Below are 17,886 nucleotides of genomic sequence, written 5' to 3' on the forward strand. Positions count from 1 at the left end.
CGGCGCAATTTCCCATTCCCAGCCCGCGTCGGCGGCCACCGACGGACCGGCGGAATCCCGCACGGAAAATGAATCAATGCGAAAGTGCACTACCGTTTCGACGACGCCGACAAACGGGCGATCTCAATTGCGGGAATGCTGGTTTCTCCGCCTGCGTGACCATCAGCGAAAAACAGGAAACGGGGCGCGGGCCCGGAGGACAAGCTCCGGGCCCGCGCCCCGTTTTCGCTCTACAACCGGTAGCAGGTCAGCGGGTGCATGTCCGCGTGGATGAACTTCATGGCATTCCGGGTGTTCGGCCCGTAGACGCCGTCAGCGCTCACGCCGATCGCCGACTGCACCTGCTTCAACGCGGTCTGGGTGCCACCGCCGAAGACGCCGTCCGTCGCCAGGCTCTTCCCGTAGCAGACGTTCAAGGTGTGCTGCAGCTGCCCGACCGCATCGCTGACGTTGCCGCGCACCATGTTGCAGGTGATGTTGGTGCCCGCCGACGGGACCCGCCGCATGTTGTACACATAGGTCGTGTTGCAGGTGGGCGTGGCGAACACCCCGACTCCGGGGGCAGCCGCGGCCGGCGCCGACAGCGCGAGCACGGCCGAAGCCCCGGTGGCGACCGCGCCGAACACGGCCATCATCCTACGTCCGATGAACAATTGTCGTCCCCTTTCGACGCCTGCGGTTTCGCCGACATGTGTCGACGGAGGGAAATGCCGCAGCCCCGTTATCTCGTCGAAGGGAGCCTAACAGCGCCACACCCGCGTGCGCCACCCCGCCCACGCACAGTTACCAATTGAAGGTGACAACTACCCGCTCATCCAGGGAAAACGACGAACTTGGGGGCGGGGCCCCCAGCGGGAGGAACCCGCGAGTGACGCAGGGCGAAGCTCATCATGTCGCGGAAGGATTGAGTCGCCACCGGACCGCCGGCGCCCTGCGGGTCGTACACGAACACGGCGATCACGTAACGGGGCTTCTCCGCGGGCGCCATCCCGATGAACGAGGCGACCTCCCCGGGCTGCCGCACGCCGTTGACGAGCCGGAAACCGGTGCCCGTCTTGCCGGCGACCCGGTAGCCCGGGACCGCCGCCTCGATGCCCGTGGCGTCCTCGACGGTGGTGACCGCCTCCAGCATCCGCCGCAGCGCGGCGGCGTTGGCCGGGCTGAGCACCGGCCGGGTGACCGGCGCCGCGGCCGGCGTACGCTTCCCGTCCGCCCCGTTGACCACCTCCTTGATCAGGTGGGGCTGGACGTACGTGCCGTCGTTGGCGATGGTGGCGTACGCGGCGGCCATCTGCAGCGGCGTGGCGTCCACGCTGTGCCCGATCGGCACCGACCCTTCCGACGACCCGCTCCACTCGTCGGCGGGCAGCAGCCGCCCGGAGGCCTCCCCCGGCATCCCCTCGCCGGTGGGCTGCCCCAGCCCGAACCGCTTCTGGTAGTCGATCAGCCGGTCGCGGCCCAACTTGTCGGCGATCTGGATGGTGCCGACGTTCGAGGAGTAGGCGAGCATGCCGGGCAGCGTCATGCGCCGTCCGTGCGCCTTGTGGGTGTCGGTGAAGACGGTGTCGCCCTTGGTGATGGTGTTGGCGATGGGCATGACGGTGTCCGGAGTGATCACACCCTCCTGCAACGCCGCGCCGAAGGTGATCGCCTTGTGCACCGACCCCGGGTCCACCACGAAGCTGGTCGCCGCGTCCTCCCGGTCGGTCGGCCGGCTCGGCCCCGGATTGGCGGCGTTGTAGCTGGGGTGGCTGGCCTGGGCCAGCACCTCGCCGGTCGCCACGTCCAGCACCACGGCGGCGCCCACGCCGCCCCGGGTCTGCGCCATCCGCCGGCCGAGCACCTGCTGCACCTGGTACTGCAGGTCCCGGTCGATGGTGAGCACCAGGGAGCTGCCCGGCTTGGCCGGGGTGGTCTGGCTGTAGCCGCCGGGGATGGGCGCGTCCAGGTCGCCCTGGCCCGCCTCGTAGACCCGCCGCCCGTCCTTGCCCTGGAGCACGTCGTCGTAGCGCGCCTCCAGCCCCTCCAGGCCATTCATGTCCTGGCTGACGAAGCCGACCAGGTTCGCGGCGAGGTCGCCGCCGGGCACCTCGCGCCGCTCGTCGCGGTGGGTGCCGATGCCGGGGAGGTCGAGCGCCTCGATCTGCTTGGCCTTTGGGATGTCGACACCTCGGGCCAGGTACTGGAACTGCGACTCGCCGCCGCCGGGCAGGCTGCGCCGCTGCATCTTCTCGGCCAGCTCGGACGCGGGCACGCCGAGCAACGGGGAGAGCAGTCGCGCCGTGGTCGCCCGGTCCTTGACCTGGGTCGGGTCGGCGAAGACGTACCGCGCCTCGACGCTGCGGGCCAGCGGGGCGCCGGTGCGGTCGACGATCGCGCCGCGCGGAGCGGGCAGGTCGACCCGGGTGAGCCGGTTCTCGACGCCCGCGCCCGCGTACGCCGGAGTGTCCACCGCCTGGAGGAAGACCAGCCGGATGCCGATGGTGACGAAGAGCGCCAGCACGAGCATGGTGCCCAGCCGCAGCCGGCGGCGCGGCTCGGCGAGCTTCGGCGGCCGGCGCGGCTTGCGGGAGGGGCGGCGGCCCGCCGGGCGCTCCGGCCGGCGCGGCGCGCGCCCGCCGGCCCGGCGGCGCGGCGGCGCCAGCTCCTCATCGTCGTCGTCGGTCCAGGCGGGCCGGGACGGGACGGTGCGGACGACGCCGGCCCGGGTGGCCGGCGCGGCCTCGCGTCGCCCGCCGCGCGCCGCCGCCCGACCACCGTCGAGCACCTGCAACGCGGGGCGGAACGGATCGCCGGAACGGCCGGCCCGAGGGGTACGCCGCTGGCCGGTCCGCTCCTCGCGGCCGGCCCGCTCCTCGCCGCTCTCCCGGATGGTCCGGCCCCGAGGGGTGTACGCCCGGGCGTCGGAGATCCCGCCGATGCCCGGCTCCCCGGCGCGCGGGTCGCCGCCCCGGCCGGCCCGGGACGGGCCGCGCCGGGAGCCCGTGGTGGGGTCCCGGCGCGGTTCGTCCGATCTCGGCGGCACTGCTATCCCCCGTTGCCCTGCTGGCTGGTGATCGCCGGCTGCCCGTTGGCGGGCTGCGGCACGCCGATCATCCGGCCGTCCGGCAGCCGGATGTAGGCCGGCTCGCCGGCCTCGACCAGGCCGAGCTTGCGCGCCTCGGCGGTCAGGTTGCCCGGCGCCTTGGCCTCCTCGATCTGCTTGTTCAGCTGCTGCTCGTCCACGTCGAGGCGGGCCTGCTGCTGCTGGAGCTGCTGGAGCTTGAAGGCGTTCTCGTTGATCTTCGTGTTGACGGCGAGGATGCCGAGCACCCCGCCGACGACCAGCACCACGATCAGCGCCGCGAACGGCGCCCGCGGCACCCGCACCGGCGGCGGCGGCGCGACGCGCAGCCGGGGCCGGGCGGCCGTGGTGTCGGCGACCTTCTCGGCGGGCCGCAGCGCGGCGCTGCCCTGGATCGGGAACTCGCGCGCCCCCCGGGCGCGAGTCTCCCCCTGCCGGCCGGCGAGGTCCGCCGGCTTTCCGCCGCGCGTGGTGCGCTGCGTCGCGGTCCGGCCCCCCGACCGCGGTGCGCGCTGCCCGACGGCCTCCCGGCCGTCGCGCTTGTTGACGTTCATGTTCCCTCCCCCTCTTCGTCCGTCCCTCTGCCGTCCCCCGGCGCCGACCCACGGTCCACTGTGGAACCCGGTGTCGACCCCGTCCCCGGTTGGTGCATCGCCCTGACCCGTCGGCGGGACCGTTCGCGGTCGGTCCGCCCCTGCTCCCCGGCAGCCGGATCGAGCCGGACCGCTGCCCGCAGCCGCACCGAGGCGGCGCGCGGGTTAGCGGCGACCTCCGCCTCCCCGGGAAGCTCGGCGCCCCGGCTGAGCAGCCGGAACGTCGGGCCCGACCCGGGAAGTTCCACCGGGAGGTCGACCGGGCCCTTACTGCGGACCCGGTCGGCGAGCGCCTGCTTGGTGAGCCGGTCCTCCAGCGAGTGGTAGGACAGGACCACCATGCGGCCGCCCACGTTGAGCGCGTCGAGAGCGGCCGGCAGCGCCGTCTCCAGCGCTGCCAGCTCTCTGTTTACCTCGATCCGTAAAGCCTGAAACGTTCTCTTGGCCGGGTGTCCCCCGGTTCGTCGGGCTGGTGCCGGAATGCTCTCCCTGACCAGCTCGGCCAGCCGGGCCGAGGAGGTGATCCGGCCCCGCTCGCGCTCCCGGATGATCGCCGAGGCGATCCGGCCGGCGAACTTCTCCTCGCCGTAGACCCGCAGCACCCGGGCCAGGTCCGGGTGCGAGTAGGTGTTGACCACCTCCTCGGCGGTCACCCCCCGGGTCTGGTCCATCCGCATGTCCAGCGGCGCGTCCTGGGCGTACGCGAACCCGCGGTCGGGCGCGTCCAGCTGCAACGAGGAGACCCCGAGATCGAACAGGATCGCGTCGATGCCGGCGTAGCCCAGCCGCTGGAGCACCTCGGGCAGCTCGTCGTAGACGGCGTGCTCCAGGTGGATCCGGTCGGCGAAGCGGGCCAGCCGGACCCGCGCGTGGGCGAGGGCCTCGGTGTCCCGGTCCAGGCCGATCAGCACCGTGTGCGGGTGCCGTTCCAGCACCGCCTCGGCGTGCCCGGCCAGTCCCAGCGTCGCGTCGACGTGCACCGTCCGGCCGCCCCGGTCCAGCGCGGGGGCCAGCAACTCGAGACACCTCTCGAGCAGCACCGGCACGTGCGTGCCGCGAAGCTCCCCCATGTCGACCCCCACTGTTGAGACGTTCCGTTCGGTCCTGCGACCCTGCTCGTCGGACGACGCCGTGCCGTCGTACCGCCAGATCCCCATCCGCTCCCGCTTCGCCTCCCGGGCCGCGCGTGCCCCGGAGACTGATCGTGCGCCTGGCACCGGGGAAGGGGTGCCAGGAACTCGAAAGCGGCTGGAGATCTCGCAGTACGTCGGGCGTCGTCGCGCCCTACAGGCCGCCGGGCAGCACCCCCTCCTCGATGTCGGCGAAGTCGTCTTCGCTTTCGGCGAGGTAGGTCTCCCAGGCCGCCTTGTCCCAGATCTCCACCCGGGTGCTCGCCCCGATCACCACCAGATCCCGGTCGAGTGCGGCGTACGACCGGAGGTGGGCCGGGATGGTGACCCGCCCCTGCTTGTCGGGGACCTCGTCGTGCGCGCTGGCGAAGAAGACCCGGCTGTAGGCCCGGGCCGCCTTGTGTGTCATCGGCTGCGCGCGCAACTGGTCGGCGATCCGCTGGAACTCGGGCGTGGGGAAGACGTAGAGGCAGCGCTCCTGCCCTTTGGTGATCACGACACCCCCCGCCAGCTCGTCCCGGAACTTCGCCGGAAGGATCAACCGGCCTTTGTCGTCCAGGCGCGGAGTGTGGGTGCCGAGGAACATCGGCCCTACCCCCTCGCCCTTTAGCGGCGTTCGCGGCGCCGCTGACCCCCCGGGCCGGTGGGCCCTCCCGGCCTCACCATCGCGCCCCACTCTACTCCACTTCCCTCCACCTGCAACCAGAATCGCCCGCGTGGCGCGCCGCTCCTCCCCGCAAAAGCGCACGTCAGACGGGGTGGAGCGGAGTGGAGGGCCGGAGCGCCCCCGCGCCGCGTCCGCTACCCGACATAGCCCGACCCCCGTCCGGCGGAGTGCGGGGCGACCGGACGCCCGGACGGAACCGGCCGAACGGTTCGCCGTCCGCGGCGATCTGGCGGGCGTACGGGTCCGGTAACCTCGCTCGGGTGACGGACGCGAAGATGCCCCTGCGGGCAAAGGTGGCCAGCTCGGTGTCGCGGACCGCCGCGGCGCTGTCGCGGGCCGCCGGCCGAGGTGACGGCTCGGTGATCGGCGGCTGGATCGGGCTGAAGATCGACCCTGACCTGCTGGCCCACCTCTCCGCCGGCCGCGCCATCGCGCTGGTTTCCGGCACCAACGGCAAGACCACCACCACCCGGCTCGCCGCCGCCGCCGTCGGCGTGCTCGGCCGGGTCGCCACCAACTCCTTCGGCGCCAACATGCCGACCGGCCACACCTCCGCGCTGGCCAAGGCGGGCAGCACCCCGTACGCGGTGCTGGAGGTGGACGAGCACTACCTCGCGCAGGTGCTGGAGGCCACCGAGCCGCACGTCGTGGCGCTGCTCAACCTCTCCCGCGACCAGCTGGACCGGGCCAAGGAGGTCGCCATGATGGCGCAGCTCTGGCGCGCCGCGCTGGTCCGGCACGCCGACGTGCGGGTGGTGGCCAACGCCGACGACCCGATGGTGGTCTGGGCGGCCACCCCGCCGGCCGACCCGGCCCGCGGGGTCAACCCGCCGCACGTCACCTGGTTCAGCGCCGGCCAGCGCTGGCACGACGACTCCTGGGTCTGCCCCGAGTGCGGCTCCACCATCCAGCGCTCAGGAGAGCAGTGGTGGTGCACCGGCTGCCCGCTGCGCCGGCCCGAGCCGCAGTGGACCGTGGAGGACGACGGGGTCCTGGACCCCACCGGCGCCTGGCACAAGGTGACCCTCCAGCTCCCCGGCAAGGTCAACCTCGGCAACGCGGCCACCGCGCTGGCAGTCGCCGCCGAGTTCGGGGTACGCCCCGTCGACGCGGTCTCCCGGCTGGGCACGGTCACCTCGGTCGCCGGCCGCTACGCCCAGGTCGACCGGGACGGGCGCAACATCCGGCTGCTGCTGGCCAAGAACCCGGCCAGCTGGCTGGAGGCGTTCGACATGGCCGACGTGGCGCCGACCCTGCTCTCCATCAACGCTCGCGACCCCGACGGGCTGGACACCTCCTGGCTCTTCGACGTCGACTTCTCACCGCTGCGCGGCCGGCAGGTGCTGATCACCGGCGACCGGGCGTACGACCTGGCGGTCCGGTTGGACGTCAACGGCGTGCCGTTCCAGCACGTGCGGTCGTTCGACGACGCCGTCCGGGCGGTCCCGCCGGGCCGGCTGGAGGTCATCGCGAACTACACCGCCTTCCAGGACATCCGAGCGGAGTTGGACCGTGTCAACTGAGAGCCTGCGCATCGTCTGGATCTACCCCGACCTGCTCTCCACCTACGGCGACCGGGGAAACATGCTGATCCTGGCCCGCCGGGCGCAGCTGCGCGGGATGCCGGTCGAGGTGCTGGAGGTCCGCTCCGACCAGCGGCTGCCCGCCACGGCCGACATCTACCTGATCGGCGGCGGCGAGGACGGCCCGCAGGCGCTCGGCGCCCAGCGGCTGCTCGCCGACGGTGGCCTGCACCGCGCGGTGGCCCAGGGCTCGGTGGTCTTCGGCGTCTGCGCCGGCTACCAGCTCCTCGGCACCTCCTTCTTCGCCAAGGGCACCAAGTGCGCCGGGCTGGAACTGCTCGACCTCTCCTCCGACCGCGGTCCGACCCGGGCCGTCGGCGAGCTGGCCGGCGAGGTCGACCCGCGGCTGGGCGTACCGGCCCTGTCCGGGTTCGAGAACCACGGCGGGCGCACCCACCTCGGCCCCGGCGTCTCGCCGCTGGCCCGGGTCACCGCCGGGGTCGGCAACGACGGCGCCACCGAGGGCGCGTGGCGCGGCAAGCTGCTCGGCACGTACTCGCACGGGCCGGCACTGGCCCGCAACCCGGCCCTGGCCGACCTGCTGCTGCGCTGGGCCACCGGGGTGCACCAGCTCCCGCCGCTGAACGACACCTGGGCCGACCGGCTCCGCTCCGAGCGCCGCGCTGCGGTGGCCGCCGCCGACCGGGCATGATCCGCGCCGTCCGGCGGCTGATGGGGCAGCCGTCGGCGCGACGCTTCGCCCTGCTGCTGCTCCTGCTCGCCGGCTTCGCGGTGCTGCTGCTGGTGACGCCCCGGCCCGACATCGCCCGGCTGCCCCGGCTCGCCGACTCCCTCGGCGGGTACGCCCCGGTCGCGGCGATCGCCACCGGGGCGCTGCTGCTGGTCGCGCTGGTCCCCCGGACCTTCGTCACGCTCGCCGCCGGCGCCATCTTCGGCCCGCTGGAGGGCGCCGCGTACGCGCTCGGCGCGGCCCTGCTCGCCGCGGCGCTCGGCTTCACGGTCGGCCGCGTGCTGGGCCGGGAGTTCGTGGCGGAACGGGTCCGGGGCCGGCTGGCCCGACTCGACGGCTGGTTCGCCCGGCAGAGCGTGCTCGGGGTGATCACCGTCCGGCTACTGCCCATCGCCGGTTTCGGCCTGGTCAGCTACGGCTACGGCACCACCGGTGCGCGGGTGCTGCCGTTCCTGGCCGGCAGCGTGCTCGCCTCCGCCCCCACCGCCTTCGGCTACGCCGCGATCGGCGCGGCGGTCAGCTCACCGGGCGACGTCAACTGGTACGCCGCCGCCCCCGCCGGCCTCGGCCTGATCGCCAGCCTGGTGCTGATCCACCGCTGGTGGCGGGCCGAACGGCAGCGCCGGCTAGCCGCGACGCGGCCGCGACAGTGACGGCGGAGCACCGGCCCCAGCCCCGCGCCGAAGAGGAGCTGGACGGCGGGTTCATCGCCGAGGTGGTCCGGATCGGCGACAGCGTGCGCCGCACTCCCCCGGCCAACCTCGGGTTCGTCACCGCCCTGCTGGGGCACCTGGATCGGGTCGGCGCGCAGGTCGCACCCCGTCCACTCGGCATCGACGAGCGGGGCCGACAGGTGCTCAGTCACCTCGCCGGGCAGGTGCCGTGGCGGGAGCGGGAGGACCCGGCGTACTTCTCCGACGGCGCGCTGACCCGGCTGGCCGAGCTGATCCGGGCCCTGCACGACGCCTGCGCCGGCAGCGATCTGGCCGGCGGCGCCGAGACGGTCTGCCACCGCGACCTGTCGCCGAAGAACACGGTGTACCGGGACTTTCCCGCCGGGCTGCTGCCGGTGGCGTTCCTGGACTGGGACCTCGCCGCGCCGGGCCGCCGGATCGAGGACGTGGCGTTCGCCGCGTGGCACTGGGGTGAGCTGGGCGAGGGCGCCGATCCGGCCGAGCTGGGCCGGCGCTGCCGGCTGCTCTGCGACGCTTACGACGCGGCCGGCGCCGGACCGGACCCGGCGCCGCTGCCCCGGGACGAGTTGCTGGACGTGATGCTCGACCAGATCGAGGGCACCTGGCGGGGCATCGACGCCGGCGCGGACCGGGACGAGCCCGGCATGCGCCGGCTGCGCGCCGCGGGCGCGGTCGACGGGGTACGCCGCTGGCAGGACTGGCTGCGCACCCACCGGCGGATCGTGGAGTCGCCCATCCACGCCTGAAGCCACCCGCGCCGCCGGCCGGCGGCCGGGTGCGTCGCAGTCCCGGCGTGTCGTAGTCCGGAGTGCAGGTGCCCGATGAACGTGATGACTGTCAGGCATAAATATGCCTCACAGTCATCACGCTCATCCCGGCGTGCGCCACCACGGAGATCACGCTCCGTCTACCGGTCTTCCGGCCGGCGCTCGCCCCGGCAGGGCCGCGCGACCGCCCCGCCCGCGGCCCGGGCCGCTGGCCCGCGGGCACCGGCACCCGAACGACCGGAGGCGCACCCCGCGACGGGGTGCGCCTCCGGTGGCAACGGACGAGGTCAGGCGACGACCGAGACCATCCGGCCCTTCACCACGATGACCTTGCGGGGCTCCTTGCCGGCCAGCGAACCGGCCACCGCCTCCAGCGCCGCCGCGCGGACGGTCTCCTCGGACGCGTCGGCGGGGACCTCGATCCGGCCGCGCACCTTGCCGTTGATCTGCACCGGGTACGTCACCGTCTCGGCGACCAGCAGCGCCGGGTCGGCGGCCGGGAAGTCCGCGTACGTCAGCGAGGTGTCGTGCCCCATCCGCCGCCACAGCTCCTCGGCCACGTGCGGGGCGAACGGCGCCAGCATCAGCACCAGCGGCTCGGCCACCTCGCGCGGGGTCTCGGCCAGCCGGGTCAGCCCGTTGGTCAGCTCGATCAGCTTGGCGATGGCGGTGTTGAACCGGATCGCCTCCATGTCGCCGCGGACCCCGTCGACCACCTTGTGCAGCAGCCGCCGGGTGGCCTCGTCGGCCGGGGCGTCGGTGACCCGCAGCGCACCGGTCTGCTCGTCGACGACCGCCCGCCAGACCCGCTGCAGGAACCGGTACGACCCGACGACCGCCCGGGTCTCCCACGGGCGGGACACCTCCAGCGGGCCCATCGACATCTCGTACACCCGGAACGTGTCCGCGCCGTACGCGGCGCACATCTCGTCGGGGGTGACGACGTTCTTCAGGGACTTGCCCATCTTGCCGTACTCGCGCTTGACCTCGGTGTCGCCCAGGTAGAAGCCGCCGTCGCGCTCGGTCACGTCCTCGGCCGGCACGTAGGCGCCCCGGGCGTCGGTGTACGCGTACGCCTGGATGTAGCCCTGGTTGAACAGCTTCCGGAACGGCTCGAAGGACGAGACGTGGCCCAGGTCGTACAGCACCTTGTGCCAGAAGCGGGCGTACAGCAGGTGCAGCACGGCGTGCTCGGCGCCGCCGACGTACAGGTCGGTGCCACCGCAGTCGCCCTCGCCGCGCGGGCCCATCCAGTATCGCTCGTTCTCCGCGTCGACGAAGCGCTCGCTGTTGGTCGGGTCCAGGTAGCGCAGCTCGTACCAGCAGGAACCGGCCCACTGCGGCATCACGTTGGTCTCGCGGGTGTAGCGCTTCGGCCCGTCACCCAGGTCCAGCTCCACCTCGACCCAGTCACGCCGGCGCGACAGCGGCGTCTCCGGGTTGCTGTCGGCGTCGTCGGCGTCGAAGGTGCGCGGCGAGAAGTCGTCCACCTCGGGCAGCTCGACCGGCAGCATCTCCTCGGGCAGCGCGATGGCCGCGCCGGTCTCGTCGTACACGATGGGGAACGGCTCACCCCAGTAGCGCTGCCGGGAGAACAGCCAGTCGCGCAGCCGGTAGGTGATCGCGCCGGCGCCGTGCCCGTTGGCCTCCAGCCAGGCGATGATCGCCGCCTTGGCGTCGGTGACCCCCAGGCCGTTCAGGTCCAGGCCGCGCTCGGGCGCGGCGCTGTTGATCGCCGGGCCGTCCCCGGTGTACGCCTTGCCGTCGAAGCCCTCCGGCGGCTGCACGGTGCGCACGATCGGCAGCTCGAAGACCTCGGCGAACGCCCAGTCCCGCTCGTCCTGCGCGGGCACCGCCATGATCGCGCCGGTGCCGTAGCCGGCCAGCACGTAGTCCGCGATGAAGATCGGGATCTGCCCGCCGGTGACCGGGTTGACGGCGTACGCCCCGACGAAGACGCCGGTCTTCTCCTTGGTCTCGGCCTGCCGCTCGACGTCGGTCTTGGCCGCCGCCGCCTTGCGGTACGCCTCCACCGCGGCCCGCGGGTTGGCGTGCCCGCCGGTCCAGGCGTCCCTGGTCCCCTCCGGCCAGGCGGCCGGCACCAGCGCGTCGACCAGCTCGTGCTCCGGGGCCAGCACCATGTAGGTGGCGCCGAAGACGGTGTCCGGCCGGGTCGTGAACACCCGGATCGGCTCCCGGTCGGTCGGGAAGTCGATGTGGGCGCCCTGGGAGCGGCCGATCCAGTTGCGCTGCATCAGCTTGATCGGCTCGGGCCAGTCCAGGCTCTCCAGGTCGTCCAGCAGCCGGTCGCCGTACGCGGTGATCCGCATCATCCACTGCTTCAGGTTGCGCTTGAAGACCGGGAAGTTGCCCCGCTCGGAGCGGCCGTCGGCGGTGACCTCCTCGTTGGCCAGCACGGTGCCCAGCCCCGGGCACCAGTTCACCGGGGCCTGCGAGACGTACGCCAGCCGGTGGTCGTCGACGATCGCCCGCCGCTCGGCCACGCTCAGCTCGGCCCAGGGCCGCCCGTCGGGGGTGGGGCGGTTGCCGCCCTCGAACTCGGCGATCAGCTCGGCGATCGGCCGGGCCTTACGGATCTCCGGGTCGTACCAGGAGTTGAAGACCTGCAGGAAGATCCACTGGGTCCAGCGGTAGAAGTCGGTGTCGATGGTCGCCACCGAGCGGCGCTCGTCGTGGGCCAGCCCCAGGCGGCGCAGCTGCTCCTTGTACCGCTCGATGTTCGCCACCGTGGTGGTCCGGGGGTGGGTGCCGGTCTGCACCGCGTACTGCTCGGCGGGCAGGCCGAACGCGTCGAAGCCCATCGCGTGCAGCACGTTGCGCCCGGCCATCCGCTGGTAGCGGGCGAAGCAGTCGGTGCCGATGTAGCCCAGCGGGTGGCCGACGTGCAGGCCGGCGCCCGACGGGTACGGGAACATGTCCAGCACGTACAGCTTCTCCGCGCCCGCCCGGGGGTGGTCCGGGTCGGCCAGCGGGCCGGTCGGGTTCGGGGCGTGGAAGGTGCCCTCGCGCGCCCAGATCTCCTGCCAGCGGTGCTCGATCTCGTCGGCCAGGGCTGCGGTGTACCGGTACGGGGGAATGTCGCCCGCCGGTGCGGCTGCCTCACTCATGGCGTCTCCTCGCTTCGCTCGTCGCCGCCGGCCGCGCCACGGCCGGGCTGGGTGCTGACCTCGCTCGGCGTGGTCATGGGTCGGGTATGGGGAGTGATCTGCTCTCGGTGCGGCCTGCCGGAGCGGGCGGGCCGGGCCCCGCGCCGGCCGGCGGAGGGCACAAAAAAGCCCCTCGCGCAGGAGGGGCCGCCGTGCTGTCGCGCGTCAGCGCATCAGCACGGCCCGGTAAGAAGCAGGAAGACTCCGGCCATGACCGGCAGTGTACCCCGCGGGCCGGCGCCCACGTGGCCCGCCACCACGCCGTGGGACGGACCGGCCCGCGCCACCGCACCGGGCGACCGGTCGCCGGTGCCCATCGTGATCATGTCCGGCACCGACAGCGACCGCCGGGTCCCCCGTCCTGGCGAATATTCGGGGCGTAACCGACCGTCTACCTGCGGGGGTCGGCGACAGCGAGAAACATGGTTAGCCTGAGAGGCCAGTGAGATTTCTGCGGCAGACGTGGCTCGGCGTCGCGAACCCAACGGCGGGTCCAGGTGCTCTTAACAGAGCTGCCGTTCCGGCGACGAGGAGGAGGCCCGTGACACAACAGACCTGGGACGAGGTGGGCGGCCTGTTGCCGCACGACGAGTTCCGCGCCGCCAGCGAAGCCATCGTGGCCAACATCGAGCAGGTCATCGAAGGCAAGACGGCGACCGTGCGCCTCGCCCTGGCCGTCCTGCTCGCCGAGGGGCACCTGCTGATCGAGGACGTGCCCGGGGTGGGCAAGACGAAGCTGGCCAAGGCGCTGGCCCGGTCCATCGACTGCTCGGTCCGCCGCATCCAGTTCACCCCCGACCTGCTGCCCAGCGACGTCACCGGGGTCAGCGTCTACAACCAGGAGACGCACGACTTCGAGTTCCGCCCCGGCGCGGTCTTCGCCAACCTGGTGGTCGGCGACGAGATCAACCGGGCCTCGCCGAAGACCCAGTCCGCGCTGCTGGAGTGCATGGAGGAGCGGCAGGTCACCGTCGACGGTGTCACCTACCAGCTCCAGACCCCGTTCATGGTGATCGCCACGCAGAACCCGATCGAGATGGAGGGGACGTACCCCCTGCCGGAGGCGCAGCGCGACCGGTTCACCGCCCGGATCGCCATGGGCTACCCGGACCCGGGCGCCGAGCTGGCCATGCTGGACGGTCACGGCGCCACCGACCCGCTCCAGGAGCTGCGCCCGGTCTCCGACGCCGCCACCGTGCGCCGGCTGATCGCCACGGTCCGCCAGGTGCACGTCGCGGACGCGGTCAAGCAGTACGCGGTGGACCTGGTCACCGCCACCCGCGAGGCCCCCGACCTGCGCCTCGGCGCCTCCCCCCGGGCCACCCTGCAGCTGCTGCGCACCGCCCGCGCGGTCGCCGCGCTGGAGGGCCGTGACTACGTGCTCCCGGACGACCTGCAGGCGCTCGCGGTGCCGGTGCTGGCGCACCGCATCATCCCGACCGCCGACGCCCAGCTGGCCCGGCGCACCACCGACGCGATCGTCTCCGAGCTGGTGCACCGGCTGACCCTGCCGCAGGAGCGCAAGCGCACCCCGTACGACACGCCGCGGCCCGCCGCGGGCAACGGCCGCGGGCCGTACGAGCCGCGGAGGCCGTGACGTGCGCGACGGGCTGCGCGGACTGACCACCCGCGGCCGCTCGTTCCTGGCGGCCGCGGTCGCGGCGGCGGTCTCCGCCGGCATCCTCGGCGAGAAGGACCTGCTCCGGGTGGCGGTGCTGCTCGCCGTCCTGCCCCTGCTGGCCGCCCTCTACGTCGGGCGCAGCCGCTACAAGCTGGCCTGCAACCGGTCGCTGGAGCCGCACCGGGTGCCGGTCGGGGCCAGCTCCCGGGTGGTGCTGCGGCTGCAGAACATGTCCCGCCTGCCCACCGGCACCCTGCTGCTGGAGGACCGGCTGCCGTACGCGCTGGGCAGCCGGCCCCGGGTGGTGCTGGAACGGCTCGGCGCACACCAGGCCAGCTCGGTGGCGTACACGGTCCGCGCCGACGTGCGCGGCCGGTACGAGGTGGGCCCGCTGGTGGTCCGGCTGACCGACCCGTTCGGGCTCTGCGAGCTGACCCGGGCCTTCCCCAGCACCGACCACCTGACGGTGATCCCCCAGGTCACCCCGCTGCCGACGGTCCGCCTCCCCGGCGAGTACGCGGGCAGCGGCGACAGCCGGGCCCGGTCGGTCGCGGTGCACGGCGAGGACGACGCCGCCACCCGGGAGTACCGGGTCGGCGACGACCTGCGGCGGGTGCACTGGAAGTCGACCGCCCGCACCGGCGAGCTGATGGTGCGCCGCGAGGAGCAGCCCTGGGAGAGCCGCGCCACCGTCGTGCTGGACACCCGGGCGTTCGGCCACCGCGGCGACGGCCCGACCGCCAGCTTCGAGTGGGCGGTCTCCGCCGCTGCGAGCATCGCGGTGCACCTGCGCCAGTCCGGCTACAAGCTGCGGCTGGTCACCGGCTCCGGCGCCGACGTGGACGCCACCGAGGGCGCCGGCGACGGCCTGCTCCTGGACCACCTGGCGGACGTCCGCCTCGACCAGCGCGGCGAGGTCGCCACCCTGGTGCAGCGGGTCCGCCAGCGCGCCGACGGCGGCCTGATCATCGCCCTGCTCGGGTCGGTGAGCACCGCCGAGGCGGAGCTGCTGGCCGGGCTACGCGCCAACGGCGCGACCTGTGTCGGTTTCCTGCTCGACAGCTCCACCTGGCTCAACCTGCCGGAGAAGGCCCGCGCCGAGTCGGAGCGGGCGCACGGCGCCGCCGCGCTCGCCCTGCTCCAGGGCGGCTGGCGGGTGATCGGGGTGGACCACGGCGGCCGGCTGCCGGCGCTCTGGCCGCAGGCCGCCCGTGGCTCGCAGGGCTTCGCGCTGCGCGCGGCGCTCGCCGAGACGGTCGCCGGCGGCGTCCGATGACGGAAAGGGTGAGGTCGTGATCGCCTCCCGCAATCTCGGCTTCGTGGCCGCCGCGGCGACCCTGCTCGCCGCGCCACCACTGTCGTCGATCTTCGAACGCTGGACCTGGCTGATCGAGGCCGCCATCGCGGTGGCCGTGGTCGCCGGGGTGGCCGCGCTGACCCGGCTGGTCCGCGCTCCCCTGTGGGGGCAGGTACTGGGCATGCTGGCCGGCCTGCTGCTCGCCCTGACCTGGCTCTTCCCCGGCGGCACGGAGCTGGTCGCGTTCCTGCCCACCCCGGCCACCCTGGCCCACTTCGGCGAGCTGCTGCAGGGCTCGTTGCAGGACATGCGCTCGTACGGCGTCGAGGTGCCGGACACCACGCCGCTGCTGTTCATCACCGTGCTCGGGGTGGGCTCGGTGGCGATCATGGTGGACGTGCTGGCGGTGGGGCTGCGCCGACCGGCCCTGGCCGGCCTGCCGATGCTGGCGATCTACTCGGTGCCGGTGGCGGTCTACGTCGACAGCGTGCCCGCCATGCCGTTCGTGGTCGGCGCCTGCGGCTACCTGTGGCTGCTGGTCACCGACAACGTCGACCGGGTGCGCCGGTTCGGCCGCCGGTTCACCGGCGAGGGCCGCGACGTCGACGTCTGGGAGTCCTCCCCGCTGGCGGCGGCCGGTCGGCGGCTGGCGGTGGTGGGCGTGGCGCTGGCCGTGGCGCTTCCACTGGCCGTGCCCGGCATGACCGGCGGGCTGCTGGACCAGTTCAACTCCACCGGCGAGGGCACCGGTAACGGGCGGCCCGGGCAGGGCGGCAGTCCCGGCCGGATCGACCTGTTCGCGGCGCTCAGCGGCCAGCTCAACCAGAGCGAGGTGGCCGAGATGGTCAAGGTGACCACCACCGAGCCGAGCCCGTTCTACCTGCGCTTCGGCGTCGCCGACGAGCTGCGGCCGGACGGCTTCCGGGTGCGCCCGCCCAACGGCCGGCGGGTGGACCGGGACCTGCCCGCCCCGCCGGCCCGGCAGGGCGCCGAGCAGCAGCGGTACCAGGCGACGGTGGAGGTCACCCGCAACCTGGAGATGCCCCTGGTGCCGGTCTACTCCGACCCGGTCAGCACCGACGGGCTCAACGGCAACTGGCTCTACGACGCGAACCTCGGGGTGGTCTTCTCCAACCGGGACAACTCGCGGGGCAAGCGCTACGCGTTCGAGTACGTCCGCTCCACCTTCTCCCCCGCGGCGCTGCGCAAGGCCCGCTCCCTGCCGGCCGAACACCCGATCGCCGTGCAGCAGACCCGGCGGCCGGCGGTGCAGCAGGTCGACGTGCTGGTGTCCCGGCTGGTCGACGGAAAGCGCAGCGACTACGACAAGGTCCGGGCGATCTACGACTACTTCTCCCGGGACAACGGCTTCAGCTACTCGCTGAGCACCAGGGGCGGCACCAGCGGCGAGGAGATCGTCGACTTCCTCACCAACAAGGTCGGCTACTGCCAGCAGTACGCGGCGGCGATGGCCTGGCTGGTGCGCTCCGCCGGCATCCCGGCCCGGGTGGCGTTCGGCTTCACCAACGGCACCAGCACCGGCGACGGCACGTACGTGCTGACCAACCGCAACCTGCACGCCTGGACGGAGGTCTACTTCGACCAGATGGGCTGGGTTCCGTTCGACGCGACCCCGGCGTACGCGGTGCAGGGCGCGAACCGCTCGGCCTGGGCCCCGGACAGCGACGCCCCGGACCCGGAGCCCTCGGAGACCACCGCGCCCGGCGCCTCCCCCGACGACCCCGCCGCCACGGCCGGGCCGGAGCAGGAGGACGCCGCCGACCGGGACACCGACGCCGGCTTCGACGCCGCCGGTGGCGGGCCGGCCCGGCGCGCGCCGAGCTGGCCCTGGTGGACGGCGGGCGGGCTGCTGGCGCTGGTCGCCCTGCTCTGCGTGCCAGCGCTGCGGCGGATGTCGCTGCGGCGGCGCCGCCACGGCCGGGCGGCTCCGGCGGTCACCGCGACCGGTGCCGCCGGACCGGACGGGGCGGACGCCGGGGCGCCCGGCATGGTGGTGCTCGGCGCCGACCACGACCGGGCCCGCGCGGACGCCCACGCGGCCTGGGACGAGCTGCTCGACACGCTGGTCGACTACCGGGTACGCGTGGACCGCACGGAGACGCCCCGGGCGACCGCCGAGCGGCTGGCCCGCGAGGCCGTCGGCGACGACGGCGCCGCCGCGTCGGCGGTACGGCTGCTCGGCCGGGCGGAGGAGCGGGCCCGCTACGCCCGCGACCCGCTCACCGGGGAGCCGTTGCACCCGGCGTTGAAGGCGGTCCGGGGCACCCTCGCCGCCCGGTCGGACCGGCGTACCCGGTTCCTGGCGGCGGTGCTGCCGCCGTCGGTGCTGCTGCGCTGGCGGCTGGCCGTGGCGGACTCGTCCTCCCGGTTGGTGGCCGGCGCCGGCCGGACCCGCGTCCGGCTGCTGCGCTGGAGCCCCCGCCGCCTCCTGGCCAACCGCCCCACCCGCCGAGCCTGACCCACCCCCACCCCGGCCCGACGCGGACACTTTCAGAGAAAGCGTGGCTATTCGACGCTCGGGCTCAAGTGGTTGTTGCAACGGGGTGGATTCTCGTGAGGATGAGGGTTCATGCCGGGGAAGCGGTTGTCG

At 73.6% G+C, this 17,886-nt stretch carries 13 protein-coding genes; 7 read left to right on the top strand and 6 right to left on the bottom strand.

The genetic code is table 11. The features are described from left to right. Nucleotides 1-230: 230 nt before the first annotated feature. From ACSNN7_RS09125 to mraZ, 5 genes are all read right to left on the bottom strand, one after another. On the bottom strand, nucleotides 231-626 hold the full coding sequence (locus tag ACSNN7_RS09125) for a peptidoglycan-binding domain-containing protein (RefSeq protein WP_436680229.1): 396 nt from the start codon (nucleotides 624-626) through the stop codon (nucleotides 231-233). A 185-nt stretch (nucleotides 627-811) separates the two neighbouring features. Continuing rightward, complete coding sequence (locus tag ACSNN7_RS09130; protein ID WP_436680230.1) at nucleotides 812-3,025, bottom strand: peptidoglycan D,D-transpeptidase FtsI family protein; 2,214 nt, start codon at nucleotides 3,023-3,025, stop codon at nucleotides 812-814. A 2-nt stretch (nucleotides 3,026-3,027) separates the two neighbouring features. Further along, on the bottom strand, nucleotides 3,028-3,618 hold the full coding sequence (locus tag ACSNN7_RS09135) for a hypothetical protein (protein WP_436680231.1): 591 nt from the start codon (nucleotides 3,616-3,618) through the stop codon (nucleotides 3,028-3,030). Then, nucleotides 3,615-4,727, bottom strand: a complete 1,113-nt coding sequence (gene rsmH / locus ACSNN7_RS09140) for a 16S rRNA (cytosine(1402)-N(4))-methyltransferase RsmH (RefSeq protein ID WP_436680232.1) — start codon at nucleotides 4,725-4,727, stop codon at nucleotides 3,615-3,617. The genes ACSNN7_RS09135 and rsmH overlap by 4 nt, the downstream gene beginning before the upstream one ends. A gap of 214 nt (nucleotides 4,728-4,941) precedes the next feature. Next, nucleotides 4,942-5,373 (bottom strand): division/cell wall cluster transcriptional repressor MraZ, encoded by a 432-nt coding sequence (gene mraZ / locus ACSNN7_RS09145; protein ID WP_088961118.1) that lies wholly within the window; start codon nucleotides 5,371-5,373, stop codon nucleotides 4,942-4,944. Nucleotides 5,374-5,729: 356 nt separating this feature from the next. Between mraZ and ACSNN7_RS09150 the strand changes: the two genes are divergently transcribed. Genes ACSNN7_RS09150 through ACSNN7_RS09165 form a run of 4 tightly spaced genes read left to right on the top strand, consistent with a single transcriptional unit; the run spans nucleotide 5,730 to nucleotide 9,169 of the window. Beyond that, entirely contained in the window at nucleotides 5,730-6,977 is a 1,248-nt protein-coding gene (locus ACSNN7_RS09150; protein ID WP_436680246.1) for a MurT ligase domain-containing protein, read from the top strand. Beyond that, nucleotides 6,967-7,689, top strand: coding sequence for a type 1 glutamine amidotransferase (locus tag ACSNN7_RS09155; protein WP_436680233.1), 723 nt, complete (start codon nucleotides 6,967-6,969; stop codon nucleotides 7,687-7,689). The genes ACSNN7_RS09150 and ACSNN7_RS09155 overlap by 11 nt, the downstream gene beginning before the upstream one ends. Beyond that, nucleotides 7,686-8,381, top strand: coding sequence for a TVP38/TMEM64 family protein (locus tag ACSNN7_RS09160; RefSeq protein WP_436680234.1), 696 nt, complete (start codon nucleotides 7,686-7,688; stop codon nucleotides 8,379-8,381). Before ACSNN7_RS09155 ends, ACSNN7_RS09160 begins: the two co-directional genes overlap by 4 nt. Next, the gene (locus ACSNN7_RS09165) at nucleotides 8,378-9,169 is read left to right on the top strand and encodes a phosphotransferase (protein ID WP_436680235.1); all 792 of its coding nucleotides are present in this window, start codon (nucleotides 8,378-8,380) and stop codon (nucleotides 9,167-9,169) included. Before ACSNN7_RS09160 ends, ACSNN7_RS09165 begins: the two co-directional genes overlap by 4 nt. 308 nt (nucleotides 9,170-9,477) lie before the next feature. On the opposite strand, the gene leuS is transcribed toward ACSNN7_RS09165, so the two are convergent. Further along, entirely contained in the window at nucleotides 9,478-12,318 is a 2,841-nt protein-coding gene (gene leuS / locus ACSNN7_RS09170; RefSeq protein ID WP_436680236.1) for a leucine--tRNA ligase, read from the bottom strand. Nucleotides 12,319-12,898: 580 nt separating this feature from the next. Between leuS and ACSNN7_RS09175 the strand changes: the two genes are divergently transcribed. From ACSNN7_RS09175 to ACSNN7_RS09185, 3 genes are read left to right on the top strand one after another with little or no spacing between them, the layout of a single operon-like run. Beyond that, a complete protein-coding gene (locus ACSNN7_RS09175; protein WP_436680237.1) occupies nucleotides 12,899-13,954 on the top strand; it encodes an AAA family ATPase in 1,056 nt (351 codons plus the stop codon). 1 nt (nucleotide 13,955) lies between these two features. Continuing rightward, nucleotides 13,956-15,254, top strand: coding sequence for a DUF58 domain-containing protein (locus tag ACSNN7_RS09180; protein ID WP_436680238.1), 1,299 nt, complete (start codon nucleotides 13,956-13,958; stop codon nucleotides 15,252-15,254). A gap of 16 nt (nucleotides 15,255-15,270) precedes the next feature. Beyond that, nucleotides 15,271-17,754: a transglutaminase TgpA family protein gene (locus ACSNN7_RS09185; RefSeq protein ID WP_436680239.1), complete on the top strand. Its 2,484-nt coding sequence runs from the start codon at nucleotides 15,271-15,273 to the stop codon at nucleotides 17,752-17,754. Nucleotides 17,755-17,886 lie beyond the last annotated feature (132 nt).

It is taken from the genome of Micromonospora sp. URMC 105 (assembly GCF_051386295.1).
Lineage (GTDB): Bacteria > Actinomycetota > Actinomycetes > Mycobacteriales > Micromonosporaceae > Micromonospora.

Coding starts and splice junctions, on each gene's coding strand:
- ACSNN7_RS09160 (WP_436680234.1), top strand. CDS start 7,686: ATGATCCGCGCCGTCCGGCGGCTGATGGGGCAGCCGTCGGCGCGACGC.
- mraZ (WP_088961118.1), bottom strand. CDS start 5,373: ATGTTCCTCGGCACCCACACTCCGCGCCTGGACGACAAAGGCCGGTTG.
- ACSNN7_RS09135 (WP_436680231.1), bottom strand. CDS start 3,618: ATGAACGTCAACAAGCGCGACGGCCGGGAGGCCGTCGGGCAGCGCGCA.
- leuS (WP_436680236.1), bottom strand. CDS start 12,318: ATGAGTGAGGCAGCCGCACCGGCGGGCGACATTCCCCCGTACCGGTAC.
- ACSNN7_RS09150 (WP_436680246.1), top strand. CDS start 5,730: ATGCCCCTGCGGGCAAAGGTGGCCAGCTCGGTGTCGCGGACCGCCGCG.
- rsmH (WP_436680232.1), bottom strand. CDS start 4,727: ATGGGGGAGCTTCGCGGCACGCACGTGCCGGTGCTGCTCGAGAGGTGT.